Source organism: Mycolicibacter nonchromogenicus, assembly GCF_002101775.1.
GTDB lineage: Bacteria > Actinomycetota > Actinomycetes > Mycobacteriales > Mycobacteriaceae > Mycobacterium > Mycobacterium nonchromogenicum.
In genome coordinates this window covers 38,755-55,547 of record NZ_LQPI01000032.1, presented here as the reverse complement: position 1 = coordinate 55,547, position 16,793 = coordinate 38,755, and the positions used below count along the sequence as shown (strand labels likewise).

Below are 16,793 nucleotides of genomic sequence, written 5' to 3'. Positions count from 1 at the left end.
CTTTTCTACTCTCCCGCCGCCTTTCTAGACTCACGGGCATGGGTGAGAAGCTCGTAGAGCTCGTTCCGGTGACCGAGCGGGTGTACTTGGCCCGCGGCGAGGCCGTCAACTGGTTGCTGGTCACCGATGACAGCGGAGTCATGCTGGTCGATGCCGGCTACCCAGGCGATCGCACCGACGTGTTGGCATCGCTGGGCGCCCTGGGCTATCGCCCAGGCGATGTTCGGGCGGTGTTGCTCACTCATGCCCACGTCGACCATTTCGGTGCGGCGATCTGGCTCGCCAAGACGCACGGTACCCCCGTGTATTGCCATGCAGACGAGGTCGGCCACGCCAAACGCGAATACCTGGAGCAGGTTTCACCACTGGCGTTGGCTCCGCGGCTGTGGCGGCCGAGCTGGGCGCTGTGGAGCGCGCATGTGGTGCGCAGCGGCGGACTGAACCGGGAAGGCATCCCGTCCGCGCAAGCGCTGACCGGCGAGATCGCCGCGGGACTGCCCGGTCAGCCGGTCGCCATCCCCACGCCCGGCCACACCCGCGGGCACTGCTCGTATCTGGTCGACGGCGTTCTGGCCAGTGGGGACGCGTTGATCACCGGTCATCCGGTGTTGTCTCACACCGGGCCGCAACTGCTGCCGGAGCTGTTCAGCTACAGCCAAGACGACTGCCTGCGCAGCCTCAGTGCGCTGGCTCTGCTGGAGACCGAGGTCTTGGCGCCCGGTCACGGCGATGTCTGGCATGGGCCGATAAAAGAGGCCGCGCAGGCCGCAATCGACCGTGCGAGCAAACATTAAGGTCACGATCCGATAAGTGCTGATCTCGCAGTTTAAGAGCGGGCCTTAACGAATCGCTCCGGACTTGTGGAGCGTTTGCCGCCTAAAGATGCGGCAAGTTGAGAAATGGTGGCCACGCGCGTCGTTGTCTGTGCGACAGGACACACCCGCGTGCACTTCGGCCGTGCGTACCTTGGACTCCGGACGGGAACTACATCCACCACCCGGAAGGAAAACGATGTCGAAATCCCACGGCTTCACCATGTTTCGCCGATTCGGCCTCGGTGCCGGACTACTGGGCGCCACCGCTGCCGCCCTGGTCGTCGCCCCGGCGGCGTCTGCCGCACCGGACTGCAGTCCGGCTGGGGTGTCGGGCACCGTGAACTCGGTGACCGGTTCGGCGCAGAATTATCTGGCCACCCACCCCGGCGCCAATGCCGTGGTGAATCGGGCCATCACCTCGCCGCGACCGCAAGCCGCGGCCGAGGTGCGCAGCTACTTCACCGCGCACCCCCAGGAGTATTTCGAGCTGCGTGGCATTCTGGCGCCCATCGGCGAGACGCAACGGCAATGCCAAACCACCGGCCTGCCGCCCGAGTTGGCTTCTGCCTACGCCGAATTCATGGCGGGCTGACGCCGGCCGATCAGCGCCGGATGGCCTCGACGTAGCGGATTGCCGCCGGAGCACCATCAAGCTCACGGTCGGACAACCTGGGCAGTCGGGCCGCCTCGAATAAGTCAGCGATTCCGGATTGAGTGGTTGCCCAGCCACTTTCGGTGAGATGCCGCACGACGTCGGTGTGTTCTCCGGAGTAGAACGGGCCAGGCCCGGTGAGGCTCAGCCCACGCCGGCGCCATCGCTCGACCAGGGATTCGTGATGCACAGCCTGCGGCCGGCTCGGCGGCACCGCGTGATCCGCGGCGAGCCGGCTGCCAGGCGCGCTGAGTCCGGTGACACCGTCGAGCAGGCGATTCTGGGCATCCGAGGGGACGTACCAGACCAGCAGCCCCTCGATGACCCACACCGTGGGCGCGGCGGCGTCGAAACCCACCCGGCGCAGGGCCGCCGGCCAATCGCCGCGCAGGCCGACACCGACCGCACGGCGGTCAACGCTCGGCGTGGCGTCCCAGGCCCGCATGGCGATGGTCTTGAAGTCCACGACGTGCGGATGGTCTACCTCGTAGACGATGGTCTCCGGCGGCCACCACAGCCGGTAGGCGCGGGTGTCCAGCCCGGCGCCCAGGATCACCGCCTGGCGAATGCCCGCGCGGCCGGCATCGGTGAAGAACGCGTCGAAGAAGTGGGTTCGTGCCGCGGAGAATTCGGCGAACCGGGGAAATCCCCCGTCTGTGCCGAGCCGGCTGATGTCCAACTCCCCATCGGCCACCCGGATGCAGAACTCCAGCCCGACCTTATGCACCAACGGCGCCGCGAACGGGTCGTTGATCAGTTCGCGCGACACCGCCGCTGCCCGGGCGGCCGCCAGCACCGTGGCCATGACCCCGGCTCCGCTGGCCAGGCTTCCGGCATCATCCTGCTCGCGCGACGCCGTGCTCATGGTTCCCACCGCGGCGGCACGGCGTCAATGCATCCTTCGGCCCGCGGGTGCGCCGTGCACCACCGCTCGGACCTCGTCGTCCATCCCGCTGGCCGCGACGAAGTGCATCTGGTCGCCGGCCTGCAGCGCCTCCGTGGCCCGCGGCAGGATCACCCGGTCACCGCGCTGCACCGCGACCAGCGCGGCGCCCTCGGGCAGCGCGATGTCACAGACCTGCCTTCCGATCAGCGGATTGTCGTCGGGCAGGGTCAGTTTCGTCAGGCTGGCCTGACCGCGCCGCAGGCCCATCAGGGGCACCAGGTGCCCGACGTCGATCGCGCCCTCCACTGCGGCGACCATCGCCCGCGGGGTGGAGACCGCGACGTCGATGCCCCACTCGTCGGTGAACAGCGGCTCGTTGCGGGCGTTGTTCACCCGGGCCACCACCCGAGTCACCCCGAACTCCGCCTTGGCCAGCAACGCGGTCGCCAGATTGGCCTTGTCATCCCCGGTGGCAGCGATCACCACATCACACATCTCGATGCCGGATTCCCGTAGCGCGCTCAGCTCGCAGGCGTCTGCCAGCAGCCACTCGGCCTCCGGGACGGTACGTGGCTGGTAATGCGCCGGGTTGCGTTCGATCAGCAGCACCCGGTGCCCGTCGCCGATCAGTTCTTGCGCGACGGATCGCCCCACCGCGCCGGCACCTGCGATCCCGATGCGCAAGATGGCTCCCCTCGTCCCTGGCCGTTGCGGGCGTAACACGGTCGTGACAGCACTACTGATTTACTGACAGATAACACGAACCCGCCGACTGTGAGCGAATCATATTGGCGGGCCCGACCGCCAACAACAGCCCGAACGGGGAGCAGATGACCCTGGAGCAGCTCTATGTGGCTCTGTTGATCGGGGGCTTGGTTCTGCTGGCCAGCATCATCGCCACCCGAGCGGCAGATCGGGTCGGGCTGCCCAGCCTGTTGCTGTTCCTGCTGGTGGGGGTGGCGATCGGCAACGAAGGGCTGGGCCTGGATTTCCACGATGTCCAGCTGGCCAGCGACCTGGGCACCACCGCGCTGGCGGTGATCCTGGTCGAAGGCGGTTTGACGACCCGGTTCGCCAACATCCGCCGGCTGCTGGCGCCGGCGGCGGTGCTGGCCACCGTCGGTGTCGGGGTCAGCATGGCGGTGATCGCCGTGGCCGCGCACCTGCTGCTGGGCATCAGTTGGCAGCTCGCCTTCCTGCTGGGCGCGATCGTCTCACCGACCGACGCCGCGGCGGTGTTCTCCATCCTGCGCGTGCTGCCGCTGCCGCGGCGGGTGGCCGGGCTCTTGGAGGCCGAGTCCGGTTTCAACGACGCGCCGGCGGCGATCGTGGTGCTGATGCTGAGCGCCACGCCGCTGATGATCGACCCGGTCCACGCCGTCGGCGCGGTGTTCTACGAGTTGGTGGCCGGCACGGCGATCGGTCTGCTCGCCGGGTACTTCGGGGCGATGATGCTGCGCCGCGCCGCCCTGCCGGCGTCCGGGCTGTATCCCCTGGCGACGTTCGCACTGGCGATGGTGGCATTCGCCTCAGCCGCTTCGGTGCACGCCAGCGGGTTCATCGCCGCGTACCTGGCGGGTGTCGTGCTGGCCAACTCCGGCTTGCCGCACCGGGCGGCCACCCGCTCGTTCGCCGAGGGGCTGGGCTGGCTGGCCCAGATCGGGCTGTTCGTCTTGCTGGGCCTGTTGGTGACCCCGAGCCACTTGTCGGCAGAACTGATCCCGGCGCTGGTGATCGGGGCGGTGCTGCTGCTGTTGAGCCGGCCACTGTCGGTGGTGGCATCGCTGATCTGGTTCAAGGTGCCCTGGCGAGAGCAGATCTTCCTGTCCTGGGCGGGCCTGCGTGGCGCGGTTCCGATCGTGCTCGCAACCTTTCCGATCGTCGAGGGCGTTGCGGACAGCTACCGCCTGCTCAACATCGTGTTCATCCTGGTGGTGGTCTTCACGGTGGTGCAGGGTCCCAGCCTGGGGCTGTTCGCGCACTGGCTGCGACTGATCCCGCGGGACACCACCCGCGAAGTCCACGTCGAGGCCGCGCCGCTGGACGTCTTGGAGGCCGATCTGCTGACGATGACGGTGCAGCCGGGATCGAAGCTGCACAACGTCTCGGTGCTGGAGCTGCGGCTGCCCGATCCGAGCGTCATCACGCTGATCATCCGCAACGGCGACACCTTCGTCCCCCAGCCCGACACCCGAATCACCGTCGGCGACGAGCTGCTGATCGTCACCACCAGCAAGACCCGCCTGGCGGCCGAACGTCGACTGCGGGCGGTCAGTAGGCGCGGCAAACTGGCCCACTGGTTCGACGAGTTCGGCGACCGGGAGTAACCGCCCCGGCGCCGAGTCAACGAGTCAAGGTGATCAGCGGGATCGCTGTCTCGGCCGGGGTGAGCGCGCCGTGGAAGCCGACCAGTTCCGCCGCCTGCGGCGGCTCGTGTTCGGTCGCCAGGATCGCGGTGTCACCGGTGCAGATCACTACGACGTCACCGATTCGCGCCAGGTTCTCCTCGGCCACCGGGCCGAAGATCCCGGAGGCCACCGCCTGCTCTCGGGTTTGCACCAACGCTCGCCCGGCCAGACGCTCCGTCCAGGCCGCCAGCACGTCGGCGGTGGCGCCTGGTTCGGTGTGCAGGTAGCGCACCCGCGGCTCGCCGGCGACCACTCGGATTCCGGCGCGCAGCGCGGGGTCGGCGTCCAGGTCGATGCGGGCCTCCTCGGGCACGTTGAGCCCGCCGTGATCCGCGGTGATCACCAGTGCACTGTCACTGGGCAGCTCTTCGAGCAGATAACCCAGTAACGAATCCACTTGGGCGGCGGCGGCGTGCCAGTGCGACGAGCCGATCCCCGACACATGTGCGGCGTGGTCGAGCGCCGCGGTGTAGCCGTAGACCAGACCGGGCGAGGCCAGCTCGGCGACGAGCCGCTGCGCATACGACTCACCTTTGCCCACCGGACAGAACTGCGCGCCCCGGTACGCGGCATCGGTCAAGCCACTGCCGATGAACAGCTCCGGCAGTACGGCGCGGGCACTGACGCCGGCGTCGTGCAGGCGCTCGAACCAGGAGGGCACCGGTTGCCAGCTCGCCGGCGGCGGGTCGTCGCCCCAGAAGATATGCGTGAGCACCCGATCGGTTCCGGGAACGTTGACGGTGAAGCCGAGCACCCCGTGCTGGCCCGGCGGTACGCCGGTACCCAGCGAAACCAGGCTGGTCGGTGTGGTGGAGGGGAAGCCACAGGCCAGCTCGCTCAGGTGACCGGTGGAGCCGGCCAGCACGGAGGCCAGCAACGGCGCGTCCCGCTTCAGTTGCGGCAGTAGGTGATAACCCAGCCCGTCGACCAGCACCACCGCCACCTGCCGCACGTCTCCGACGTGCTCGCGCAGACCGAGCGTGTCGACCGCGCCCCGAACTCCCAGCAGCGCGGCGGCGGACGGCAGGATGTCACAGATCGAACCGGGCACCGGCTCAGCCTGCCATCCGTCAGCGCAACGCTGCATTCCAGGCGGCGGCTGCCGCTGTCGCTCTCGGGGCCGGCACGCAGTGCAGCGGGTGATCGAGCTGCGGCAGCGGTCCTGGAATATGTTAAGTTAAGCCGAATTTCAGATTGAGATCTTTTAATCTGGTTCGGCGCTCTGGCCGCGACCGTTATCCCGAGAGGTGCCCATGTCGCGCAAGCGCAAATCCCTTGCATCCCAGCGCCGCCACCGCACCGTGACTGCGGGCGCCGCGCTCGCCGTGGGACTGAGCCCCCTGGCTTTGGCGCCGAACGCCAGTGCCGATCTCGAGGATCTGCTCGACCCGAGCTACTGGCTGGACTCGACCAGCTGGTTCGACTCGGATGATGTGGGCAGCGCGGTGTTCGAGCCGAGCACCCTGGGCCTTGGGGATCTGTCGAACTGGTTCGACGGTGTGGGCGCGGCTGATTTCAGCTTCTCGACGTTCAACTTCGCCGATTTCGCCCAGGACCTCTATCTGCAGTTGCACAGCGGCATGCAGGACTGGATGTCCAGCCCGTTCGGGCAGCAGCTCAATGATCTGATCAATCCGCTGTTCGCCTCCGCCACCGTGTGTGGACTGATCTGCAACGGGGTCGACGGCACCGAGGTCGACCCGACCGGCGGCGCCGGGGGCTGGCTGTTCGGCGACGGCGGCGACGGCTATGACTCCGACATCGCGGGCCTGGTCGGCGGGAATGGTGGCGCGGCCGGCTGGTTCGGCAACGGCGGGGCCGGCGGTATCGGCGGGGCTGGCGCCGACGGCGGTGATGGCGGCACCAGCGGAACGCTGATCGGTATCGGCGGTGCGGGCGGCGACGGTGGCGCGGGCCTCGCCGGCGATATCGGCGGCGACGGCGGTGACGGCGGCGGTGCGGCCGGAAAGTGGTTCTCCGTAGGCGGTTTCGGCGGCACTGGTGGGGCTGGCGGCGACGCGCTGGACGGCACGGGCGGGGCCGGGGGCAACGGCGGCAACGGTGGCGTCCCGGTGGCCAACGGCCCGAGTGTCGTCGGCTCGAACCCCGCGATCGGAGCCCGCCTGTTCAAGATCGGTGGGGCCGGTGGCACCGGCGGCGCCGGCGGCAGTGGCGCGACCGGCGGTGCCGGTGGCAACGGCGGTGACGGCAGCCTCTCGTGGGCGCGATTCGGTGGCGTCACCGGCGGAGCGGCCGGTGACGGCGGCAACGGCGGCGATGCCACGGAGGTGGCCGGTGCTGGTGGCAATGGCGGAATGGGTGGTGGCACCTTTTCCCTGTTCGGCGGCACCGGGGCGTCGGGAGGGCACGGTGGCGCAGGTGGAGCCGTTGACGGCGACGAGGGTGTTGCAGGTGCCGGCGGGGCCGGCGGCCAAGGCGGCACCACTGTCGGCATCTACGGCAGTACCGGTGGCGCGGGCGGCAGCGGCGGTACCGGTGGAGCCGCGAACGGCGACGGCAGCACAGCAGGCGCGGGCGGCGCAGGCGGCTTCGGTGGCCTCGGCGGTCTCCTGTTCGGCGGTCGGGGCGGGGAGGGCGGCGCGGGCGGTACCGGGGGCGCTGCAACCGGTACCGACAGCACCGGCGGTGCCGGTGGCAATGGAGGCACCGGCGGGTTGGGAGGAATGGTCAGTGGTGGCACCGCAGGTGCGGGTGGCGCCGGCGGGACGGGCGGTGCGAGCACCGGTACCACCGGCGCAGCGGGCGACGGGGGCGACGGGGGCAATGCCGGTTCGTTGGTCAGTGTCTACGGCTCGCCCGAGCACTTCGGCGCGGCCCTCACGCAAATCTCGACACTCTCCGGCAAGACACCCGAGGAAGTGCAGGCCCAGCTCGACAGGCTCGCCGAACTAGCCGGAACTCTCGAAAGTCCACTTTTCAATTCGTCGATTACCTCAGTTTTCGGTGGTGAAGGCGCGGACGGCGGAGCTGGTGGAGCCGGCGGAGTCGCCAACGGTGCGGCGAGCCTGGCAGGTACCGGCGGCGATGGTGGCAACGGCAGCGGTGGCGGCATGTTGGGCGGCTCAGGTACGCCTGGCACGGGTGGCACCGGCGGCGGCGGTGGCGACGCCAGCGGTGCCAACGCTGTGGCCGGTAACGGCGGAAGCGGTGGAAACGGTGCCTCGACCGGCCCATTGTCCGGCGACGGGGGTAACGGCGGAACCGGAGGCAGCGGCGGCGACGGCACTAGCGGCGCATCCGCCGGATATGGCGGCACTGGAGGAGCCGGCGGTACGGGTTCTGTCTTCAGCGGCAGTGGCGGCAACGGCGGAACAGGCGGCGCCGGGGGCAGCAGCAACGGCGGCGTCGGGGGCCACGGCGGTACCGGTGGCACTGGCGCTACCGGCATTGGGGGCGTTTTCAATGGTCTGGGCGATATCGCCAATGGCGGTACTCCGCCGCCTCTCGGCACGGGTGGCGGCGGCGGTGGCGGCGGTGGCGGTGCTGGAGACGCCGGCACCGGTGGCGATGGCGGCGCAGGTGGTACGGGCACCCAGTCCGTCGGCGGCCAGGGCGGCACCGGCGGTGCCGGAATCAATGGCGGCAGCGGCGGTACCGGAGGAACCGGCGCTGCTGGAAGCACGACCCCCAGCATTTCCGGGGGCCTCGCCGGCGGAATCGGTGGCAACGGCGGTGCCGGAATCGGAGCCGGCAGCACCGGCGGCTCCGGCGGCACCGGCGGAAGCAGCACCACAGTGCAGGGCGGCACCGGCGGACATGGCGGCACCGGGCTGGACGGTGGTACCGGCGGCAACGGTGGTGCCGGCGGCAACGCGGGCACCAGCGGTCTGGACTACACCGCGCCGACCACGCCCGGCGACGACACCGACCCCATCGTCCAACCGGGGGGAGCAGGCGGTGCGGGCGGCACTGGCGGGGCCGGGGGCAACGGCACAGCGACCGCTGATGGCGGCGACGGCGGCGCCGGCGGCAACGGCGGTAACGGCGCAGCCGCCACCGAGACCGGCCCCGGCGGCGCCGGCGGAGCTGGCGGCACCGGTGGTAACGGCGGTCAGATCGGCCCGAACGGCGACGGTAGCGGCGGCGTCGGAGGCAACGGAGCCAACGGCGGTGCTGACGGCGTAGCTGGCCAGGCCGGCGGAGACGGCGGCAACGGCAGCGCCGACGGAACCCCCGGCGCGCCCGGGACACCGAGCGCGTAGCCCGACGGCGGAAGCTGACCCCGGTCCCGCCCGCCCGCGTGGTGGCAGGATGAACGAATGGCAACCGGTGGCAGCGCGCCCTTCGACCCGATCGATCCGCTGAGCCTGGACACCCTGCTCTCGGATGACGAAATCGCGCTGCGGGACACCGTCGCGAAGTTCTGCGCCGAACACGTCATGCCGCACATCGCCGAATGGTTCGAGATCGGTGACCTGCCGGCCCGGGAACTGGCCCGGGAGTTCGGCAAACTCGGACTGTTGGGCATGCACCTGGACGGTTACGGCTGCGGCGGGGCATCGGCGGTGCATTACGGGCTGGCCTGCGTGGAGTTGGAGGCCGCCGACTCCGGCCTGCGCTCTTTGGTGTCGGTGCAGGGCTCGCTGGCCATGTTCTCGATCTACAACAACGGGTCCGAAGAGCAGAAGCAACAGTGGCTGCCGGGCATGGCCGCCGGTGAACTGATCGGCTGTTTCGGGCTGACCGAGCCCGACGTCGGCTCCGATCCGGCCGCCATGACCACCCGCGCCCGCCGTGACGGATCCGATTGGGTTCTCAATGGCCGCAAGATGTGGATCACCAACGGCTCGATCGCCGACGTGGCGGTGGTGTGGGCAGCCACCGACGACGGCGTCCGCGGTTTCATCGTGCCCACCGACACCCCCGGGTTCAGCGCCAACACGATCCACCACAAACTCTCCCTGCGCGCCTCGATCACCAGTGAGCTGGTGCTCGACGATGTGCGTCTGCCGGCCGATGCCCTGCTGCCCAAAGCCCGCGGCGTCAAGGGCGCACTGGCCAGCCTGTCCGAAGCGCGGTACGGAATCATCTGGGGCGCAATGGGTGCAGCCCGCTCCGCATGGCAGGCGGCCCGTGACTACGCCACGCAGCGCACTCAGTTCGGCAAGCCGATCGCCGGTTTCCAGCTCACCCAGGCCAAGCTCGTCGACATGGCCCTCGAACTGCACAAGGGACAGTTGCTGTCTCTGCACCTGGGCCGGCTCAAGGACCGCACCGGGCTGCGTCCCGAGCAGGTCAGCTTCGGCAAGCTCAACAACACCCGCACCGCGTTGGAGATCTGCCGCACTGCCCGAACCATCCTGGGCGGCAACGGGATATCGCTGGAATATCCGGTGATTCGGCACATGGTCAACCTGGAGTCGGTGCTCACCTACGAGGGCACCCCGGAGATGCATCAGCTGGTGCTCGGCCAGGCGTTCACCGGCCTCGGCGCGTTCCGCTGAGACGGGTCCCGGCCCCCGAAGCCACCCCGGGACTTCCCTGATGAATTCTCACATGGCAGGGTTGTGAAAATGACGAGTAGTGCGGATCTGGGGCGCAAGGCGGCGGCATTCCTCGCGCTGCACCAACCGGGCAATCCGGTGGTGCTGCCCACCGTGTGGGACGTGTGGTCGGCGAAGCTGGCCGTCAGCGCCGGATTCGCCGCGGTGACCATCGGCAGCAAGCCGGTCGCCGAATCGCTGGGCAAGTCCGACGGAGAGGGCATGCCGCTCGCCGAAGTCCTGGGCCGGGCGCGCCAGATCACTGCCGCCGTCGACGTCCCGGTGTCCCTCGACATCGAGTCCGGCTACGCCGCACTGCCCGCCCACCTGGTCGAAGGCCTGCTGGAGGCCGGTGTGGTGGGGTGCAACATCGAGGATTCGGTGCACAGCGAAGACAAGCGGCTGCGCGATTCGTCCGAGCATGCCGACTACGTGGCCGCGCTGCGGGCAGCCGCCGACGCCGCGGGTCCGCATCTGGTGATCAACGCGCGCACCGATCTGTTCCTGCGCAAAGACGGTGACGACACCGATCGCATCGACCGGGCCATCGCGCGGCTGACCGAGTGCGCGCAGGCGGGCGCGGATGTGCTCTACCCGCTCGGTTTCCATGACGACGAGACGCTGCGGATCCTGGCCGCCGCCCTCCCGAAGCCGGTCAACGCGCTCGCCGCGCCGGATACCGCCGATCCCGCCTCCTTCGGCCCGCTCGGCATCGCTCGGATCAGCTTCGGACCGCTGCTGCAGACTGCCCTGGGCAGGCACGCCGGCGAGCTCCTGTCACGCTGGTCCTGAGCGCAGCTCAGCCACACCGTCGACACCGTATTTGACACCTGTTAAGTTCGTCGTCGTGGATAACATTCGCGGTAAGACCATTGCCATCACCGGCGCCGCCCGTGGTATCGGGCTGGCCACTGCCAAGGCCCTGCTGGCGCGGGGCGCCCGGGTCGTCATCGGCGACCGTGACGTCGCGGTTCTCGACAAAGCGGTAAAGCAGCTCAGCGCGAGCGGCCAGGTCAGCGGCCACCCGCTGGACGTCACCGACCGCGAATCGTTCTCGACGTTTTTGGACAAGGCCCGCGCCGACGGCGACGGCCACATCGACGTGCTGATCAACAATGCCGGCGTCATGCCGGTGGGGCCGTTCCTCGACCAGTCGCCCGAGTCCATCCGCTCGGCGACCGAAGTCAACTTCTACGGCGTGCTCAACGGCTGCCAGCTGGTGCTTCCCGAGATGATCAAACGGCGCAGCGGCCACATCATCAACATCGCTTCGCTGGCCGGCATCGTGGCGGTGCCGGGTCAGGTGCTCTACGCCGGAACCAAGTTCGCCGTCGTCGGTCTGACCACCGCGATGTCTGACGAGTTCGCGCCGCAGGGCGTCAAGGTCTCTGCCGTGCTGCCCACCTTCACCAACACCGAGTTGATCTCGGGAACGTCGCCGTCGGGTGCCCAGAAGCCGGTCGAGCCCGAAGACATCGCCGCCGGTGTGGTCAAGGTGCTCGACAAGCCCAAGACGCTGGTTTCAGTGCCCAGCTTCGGGCGTCGCGTCTCGATCCTGGCCAGCCTGCTGCCTGACCGCGGCCGTCGCTGGTTGAACAAGAAGACCCACAACGACACGGTCTTCCTGCAGTTCGACACCGCGGCCCGCAAGGCCTACGAGGACCGTGCGGCCCACGCCACCGGCGTCGTCGAAGGAGACTGAGCGTCAGGGGTGACGCCGCGGGTTGCGACCCGACCCGCGGCGTGACTCCTCAGCCCAGCGCCTGATCCAGGTCGGCGATGAGGTCGTCGGTGCCTTCCAGCCCGACCGAGATCCGCACCACGCCGTCACCGAGTCCGATTGCCGCGCGCCCTTCGGGTCCCATCGCCCGGTGGGTGGTGGTGGCCGGGTGGGTGATCAACGACTTGGCATCCCCCAGGTTGTTGGAGATGTCGATCAGCTTCAGCTTGTCCAGCAGGTCGAACGCCCGCTGTTTGGCGCCGCTGTCGGACCCGGCGAGCTCGAACGTGATGACGGTGCCGCCGCCGGACATCTGTCTGCGCGCCAAGTCGTATTGCGGATGCGAGGTCAAGAAGGGATAGCGCACCCAGCTCACCGCCGGGTGCTGCTCCAGGAACGTCGCGATCTTCAGCGCTGCGGAATTTGCGTAGTCGACCCGAACGGCCAGTGTTTCCAGGCCTTTCAACAAGATCCACGCGTTGAAGGCGCTCAGCGCAGGTCCGGTGTGCCGCATCAGGGTCTGCACCGGGCCGTCGATGTACTCCTGGTCGCCCAGGATCGCCCCGCCCAGAACACGCCCCTGGCCGTCGAGGTGTTTGGTGCCGGAGTACACCACCACGTCCACCCCGAGCGGTATGCCCTGCTGCAGCAGGGGGGTGGCGAACACGTTGTCCAGCACCACTTTTGCGCCGGCGGCGTGGGCCAGCTCGGTGACTGCGGCAATGTCCACCAGCGACTGCATCGGGTTGGACGGTGTCTCGAAGAACACCGCATTGGTGGGCACCGACAGCGCCTGCTCCCACTGCGCCAGATCCTCGCCGTCGACGAACACGGTTTCCACACCCCAGCGGGGCAGGATCTCGTTGCAGATCACGAAGCAGGATCCGAACAGACTGCGGGCGGCCACCAGACGGTCGCCGGCCTTCAGTAGCGCGCCCAGTGCCACGAACACCGCCGCCATGCCGCTGGCCGTGGCGAACGCCGCCGGGGCCCCTTCGATAAGGCGCAGACGTTCCTCGAACATCGACACCGTCGGGTTGCCGTAGCGCGAGTAGACGAACCGTTCGACCTCGCCGGTGAACGCCCGCTCTGCGGCGGCCGCCGAGTCATAGACGTAGCCCGAGCTCAGGAACAACCCTTCGGCGGTCTCCTCGAACTGCGAACGCAGCAGTCCGCCGCGCACCCCGATGGTGGCCGCGCTGACACCATCGGGCAGCGGTTTGGGGGTGCGGACCGACGGTTCAGCGAGGCTCGACGAAGGAGAGCCGACGCTGGGACCGGCGCATCTACCCGAGCGGGTCGGTTCGGATTCGCTCATGACTGCGTCCAGGGCAGGCCGACGGCGCGCCAGCCGGACCCGCCCCGGTGGGAGTGCTCGTCGAGATGGCCCTCGAAGCCGTCCAGCACGTTGTAGGAAGGGGTCAGGCCCAGCGCGGTGCCGGCTTCGGCGGCGCCGATCGACCGGTTGCCCGAACGGCACAGGAAGATTGCCGGCCCGCCTTTGACGCGCGCCGCCAGTTCGCGCGAGAAGTCCCGGTTGGGGGTTCCATCGGAGTGAACCCACTCGATGCAGACCAGTTCGCGGCCCAGGCCGGAGACGTCGGGAAGTCCGACGAAGCGCCATTCGGCGTCGGTACGCACGTCGATCAGCGTCGCCGCCGGGTCGTCGCGCAGTATCGCCCAGGCCTGCTCAGGTGTGATATCTCCTGCGTAGCTCACCTGCGAAAGTCTTGCATCTGAGCCTCGTTCACGCCACGCGGGGTCACGGCCAGAGCTTGCCCAGAACGGTCGCCACCTGCGCCGCACGGTCGCGGGCGACGGTGACGTCCGGCCCGGTTGCCAGCGCCAAGCCCAGCCGCCGGCGGGGGTGGCCCTCGTGGTGGGCGAACATCACCACATCACTTTCAGTCACGCTGAGTGCATCGGCGACCACCGCCAGCCGGTCCGGCTCCGACTGGCCGTCCGACTCGACGGCGGTGCCGACCCGACGGCGCGAGTAGATCAGGCGGGCGGCCCCGGGCGAGATCATGATGCTGTCGGTCGCCAGCCCCAGGATCCCGCGCGCCTGCAGCTCAAAACCCGAGAGCCGCTGGGTACGCAGCGTCAGCAGCGTCGCGTCATACGGCCGGAGGTTGACCCCGGCGAAATACACCTCATCGCCGTATACCAGCAGCTCCACTCCGAACAAACCGCGCCCACCCAGGGCGCGGGCAACCCGTGCGGCGATCGACTTGGCCGCGTCCAGCGCCACCGGGCTCATCGAGTGCGGTTGCCAGAACTCCACCGTCAGTTGACCGTTCGGCTCTTCAATGCTGCGGTGGCCGATGGGTGCGCAGAAGTCCAGCGCCGGCCCCTGCGGCCCGTCACGGTGGACGGCCAACAGGGTGACCTCGCTGTCGACCTCCACGACGGTCTCGGCCAGCACCCGCGGAGATGACGCCGTTGCGCTGGCCGCCACCGCACGCTGCCAGGCGGGTTCGATGTCGCTGTCGCGGACCATCACCGAACGGCCCTCACCGAGCGAACCGTCCACCGGTTTGACCGACATCGGGTAACCGGCCCGCTGGGCCACCTCGCGCAGTTCCTCGAGCGAGCCGACGAACCAGAACGGCGCGGTGGGCAAACCCAGTTCCTCGGACGCCAGACGTCGCATGCCCTCTGGATCTGCGGCCAACCGCGCCCCCGGGATGCCGGGCACCAATTGGGTGACCCCGGTGTCGGCGGCGGCGGCCAAGGCCTCGGTTGCCACCACCTCCGAGGCAACCACGACGAACTTCGGCTGCAACCACCTGATGGCGGCCGCCAATTCGTCGTTGTCGCTCAGGTCCACCACCACCGAGCGATCAACAACGCCGTGCAGGGCGCCGTCAGCGTAGCGATCGAGGGCGATCACCTCGGCCCCGAGGCGCTGCAGCGCCGTCACCAGCTCGCGGCTCAGATCACCGGACCCGAGTAGGGCGACTCGGGTGCGGCTGGGTCCGTCGGCGGACAACCGCTCCGTCGCCGACTCACCCGCCTCGCCGTTCAACCGCCCACCCTCCCCGCGCCACGGCCATGCTGCATGCTGCTCCAGGATAGGTGCGAAAACAGATGGAGGTGCAGCGACGGTGAACGCCGCCCTGCTAGGACCCCTGGTGGCCGCGGTACTGGTCACGGCCATCGCGCGGCATCTGAGACTGTCCGCGCCGCTGGTACTGGTGATTACCGGGCTGCTGGTCGGGCTGATCCCCGAAATACCGGAGATCGTCCTGCGGCCCGAGTTGGTGCTGTTCGTGATCCTGCCGCCACTGCTGTGGTCGGCCGGCTTGGAAAGCTCCGTGATCAGCATGCGCCGCACCAAAAGCTCCATCGCGCTGCTCGCGGTCGGGCTGCCGCTGGCCACCACCGTGGCCGTCGGCGTGGTCGCCTACTACACCGTGCCGGAGTTCACCCTGGCCGCGGCGCTGACCCTCGGCGCGATCGTGGCGCCGCCGGACGCGGTGTCGGCTCTCGCCGTCGGCCGCCGGGTCGGGTTGCCGCGTCCGATCATGACGCTGCTGGCCGGTGAGAGCCTGCTCAACGACGCGACCGCGCTGACCGTCTACAAGGTGTCGCTGGCCGCGACGATCGGCGTGGCCACCGGCTGGGGCGTGGGGCTGCTGACCTTTGCGCTCGCCGCCGTGGGCGGTATCGCGGTCGGGGTGGCCTTCGGTGCCGTCATCGTGGTCATCCGGGCCCGGCTGACCGACCCCGTGGTGGAAAGCGCAGTCGGGCTGCTGGCCCCGTTCGTCATCTACCTGGCGGCCGAGGAGATCCGCGGTTCGGGGGTGCTCGCGGTCGTGGTCGCCGCACTGATCCTCGGGCAACGCTCCACCAGCGCCCACTACGCGACCCGGTTGCAGGATCAAGCCGTCTGGCGCGCAGCGCAATTGGTGCTGGAGTCGCTGGCGTTCCTGCTGATCGGACTGCAGCTGCCCGCTGTGGTGCAGAACCTGCACGGTGTGCGTTTCTCGACGCTGATCGTGGCATCGCTGGCGGTGTTCGGCACGCTGCTCGCGGTGCGAGCGGTGTGGGTGGTGACGTTCGCCTACGCGCCGCGAATGCTGTCGAAGAAGGTCCGCCAGCGTGAACCCGCACCGATTCCGGGTCAGGTGTTCGTGCTGGCTTGGGCCGGCATGCGCGGTGTGGTGTCGCTGGCAGCCGCGTTCGGCGTGCCGTTGACCACGCTGTCCGGTGCACCGTTTCCGGGTCGACCGCAGCTGGTCTTCTTGACCTTCGTGGTGGTGGTGGGCACCCTGCTGCTGCACGGGCTGACGCTGCCCTGGGTGATCCGGCGGCTTGGTGTTCCCACCGACCAGGACCACGCCGATGCGATCGCCGCGGCCGCCGCGCAGGACAAGGCGGCCCTGGCCGCGGCCCAGCGGCTCGACGAGGTGCTGGCCTCAACGGAACCCTCACCGGCCAGCGAGCGCGCCGCCGACGCTCTGCGCGGCCTGAACACCCGGCGGCGCAATGCGGCCCGGGAACGGCTGCGGCGCTTCGACCCCGACCACGACGACAGCGACGAGACCGCGGCCGCGGCGTTTCGCCGGCTCCGGCTGGAGATGCTGGCCGCCGAGCGGGCAGCGCTGATCAGGGAACGCGACCTGGGCCGCATCGACGACCAGGTGCTGCGCAAAGTTCTGCATCGGCTGGATCTGGAAGAGGCGCAGCTGAATCTGGACTGACCCGCCGCCCCCTTTCGCCGAGCCGGAATTTCACGACGCGTCAGTGGCGTGTCGCGTCGTGAAATTCCGGCTCGCGGTGGGCGCTGCCCCGGCGCTACTGTC

The 16,793-nt window shown here is 69.2% G+C and carries 14 protein-coding genes; 8 read left to right on the top strand and 6 right to left on the bottom strand.

Annotation, left to right across the window (positions count from 1 at the left end):
* Positions 1 to 38: 38 nt before the first annotated feature.
* Both AWC18_RS05810 and AWC18_RS05805 read left to right on the top strand, forming a co-directional pair.
* A complete protein-coding gene (locus tag AWC18_RS05810) occupies positions 39 to 794 on the top strand; it encodes an MBL fold metallo-hydrolase (RefSeq protein ID WP_085138061.1) in 756 nt (251 codons plus the stop codon).
* Between the two features lie 217 nt (positions 795 to 1,011).
* A complete protein-coding gene (locus tag AWC18_RS05805; protein ID WP_085138060.1) occupies positions 1,012 to 1,407 on the top strand; it encodes a heme-binding protein in 396 nt (131 codons plus the stop codon).
* Positions 1,408 to 1,417: 10 nt separating this feature from the next.
* Here the strand turns inward: AWC18_RS05805 and AWC18_RS05800 are convergent, their stop codons facing one another.
* Positions 1,418 to 2,332 carry an SAM-dependent methyltransferase gene (locus AWC18_RS05800; protein ID WP_085138059.1) on the bottom strand — a complete coding sequence of 305 codons (915 nt, stop codon included), beginning with the start codon at positions 2,330 to 2,332 and terminating at the stop codon, positions 1,418 to 1,420.
* A gap of 24 nt (positions 2,333 to 2,356) precedes the next feature.
* The gene (locus AWC18_RS05795) at positions 2,357 to 3,037 is read right to left on the bottom strand and encodes a potassium channel family protein (RefSeq protein ID WP_085138058.1); all 681 of its coding nucleotides are present in this window, start codon (positions 3,035 to 3,037) and stop codon (positions 2,357 to 2,359) included.
* Between the two features lie 146 nt (positions 3,038 to 3,183).
* Between AWC18_RS05795 and AWC18_RS05790 the strand changes: the two genes are divergently transcribed.
* On the top strand, positions 3,184 to 4,680 hold the full coding sequence (locus AWC18_RS05790) for a potassium/proton antiporter (RefSeq protein ID WP_085138118.1): 1,497 nt from the start codon (positions 3,184 to 3,186) through the stop codon (positions 4,678 to 4,680).
* 16 nt (positions 4,681 to 4,696) lie between these two features.
* On the opposite strand, the gene AWC18_RS05785 is transcribed toward AWC18_RS05790, so the two are convergent.
* Positions 4,697 to 5,812 (bottom strand): alkaline phosphatase family protein, encoded by a 1,116-nt coding sequence (locus tag AWC18_RS05785; protein ID WP_085138117.1) that lies wholly within the window; start codon positions 5,810 to 5,812, stop codon positions 4,697 to 4,699.
* A gap of 202 nt (positions 5,813 to 6,014) precedes the next feature.
* Between AWC18_RS05785 and AWC18_RS22195 the strand changes: the two genes are divergently transcribed.
* From AWC18_RS22195 to AWC18_RS05765, 4 genes are all read left to right on the top strand, one after another.
* Positions 6,015 to 8,984 carry a PGRS repeat-containing protein gene (locus tag AWC18_RS22195; protein ID WP_165757975.1) on the top strand — a complete coding sequence of 990 codons (2,970 nt, stop codon included), beginning with the start codon at positions 6,015 to 6,017 and terminating at the stop codon, positions 8,982 to 8,984.
* A gap of 57 nt (positions 8,985 to 9,041) precedes the next feature.
* Positions 9,042 to 10,226, top strand: coding sequence for an acyl-CoA dehydrogenase family protein (locus tag AWC18_RS05775; protein WP_085138057.1), 1,185 nt, complete (start codon positions 9,042 to 9,044; stop codon positions 10,224 to 10,226).
* A 69-nt stretch (positions 10,227 to 10,295) separates the two neighbouring features.
* Positions 10,296 to 11,057, top strand: coding sequence for an isocitrate lyase/PEP mutase family protein (locus AWC18_RS05770; RefSeq protein WP_064999578.1), 762 nt, complete (start codon positions 10,296 to 10,298; stop codon positions 11,055 to 11,057).
* 55 nt (positions 11,058 to 11,112) lie between these two features.
* Positions 11,113 to 11,967 carry an SDR family oxidoreductase gene (locus AWC18_RS05765; RefSeq protein WP_064999579.1) on the top strand — a complete coding sequence of 285 codons (855 nt, stop codon included), beginning with the start codon at positions 11,113 to 11,115 and terminating at the stop codon, positions 11,965 to 11,967.
* A gap of 49 nt (positions 11,968 to 12,016) precedes the next feature.
* On the opposite strand, the gene AWC18_RS05760 is transcribed toward AWC18_RS05765, so the two are convergent.
* From AWC18_RS05760 to purT, 3 genes are read right to left on the bottom strand one after another with little or no spacing between them, the layout of a single operon-like run.
* Positions 12,017 to 13,303, bottom strand: coding sequence for an O-succinylhomoserine sulfhydrylase (locus tag AWC18_RS05760; RefSeq protein ID WP_082961273.1), 1,287 nt, complete (start codon positions 13,301 to 13,303; stop codon positions 12,017 to 12,019).
* Complete coding sequence (locus AWC18_RS05755; RefSeq protein WP_064999580.1) at positions 13,300 to 13,704, bottom strand: rhodanese-like domain-containing protein; 405 nt, start codon at positions 13,702 to 13,704, stop codon at positions 13,300 to 13,302. The genes AWC18_RS05760 and AWC18_RS05755 overlap by 4 nt, the downstream gene beginning before the upstream one ends.
* A gap of 43 nt (positions 13,705 to 13,747) precedes the next feature.
* A complete protein-coding gene (gene purT, locus AWC18_RS05750; protein ID WP_064999581.1) occupies positions 13,748 to 15,013 on the bottom strand; it encodes a formate-dependent phosphoribosylglycinamide formyltransferase in 1,266 nt (421 codons plus the stop codon).
* A 79-nt stretch (positions 15,014 to 15,092) separates the two neighbouring features.
* On the opposite strand from purT, the gene AWC18_RS05745 reads away from it, so the two are divergent.
* Positions 15,093 to 16,691, top strand: coding sequence for a Na+/H+ antiporter (locus tag AWC18_RS05745; RefSeq protein WP_064999582.1), 1,599 nt, complete (start codon positions 15,093 to 15,095; stop codon positions 16,689 to 16,691).
* Positions 16,692 to 16,793 lie beyond the last annotated feature (102 nt).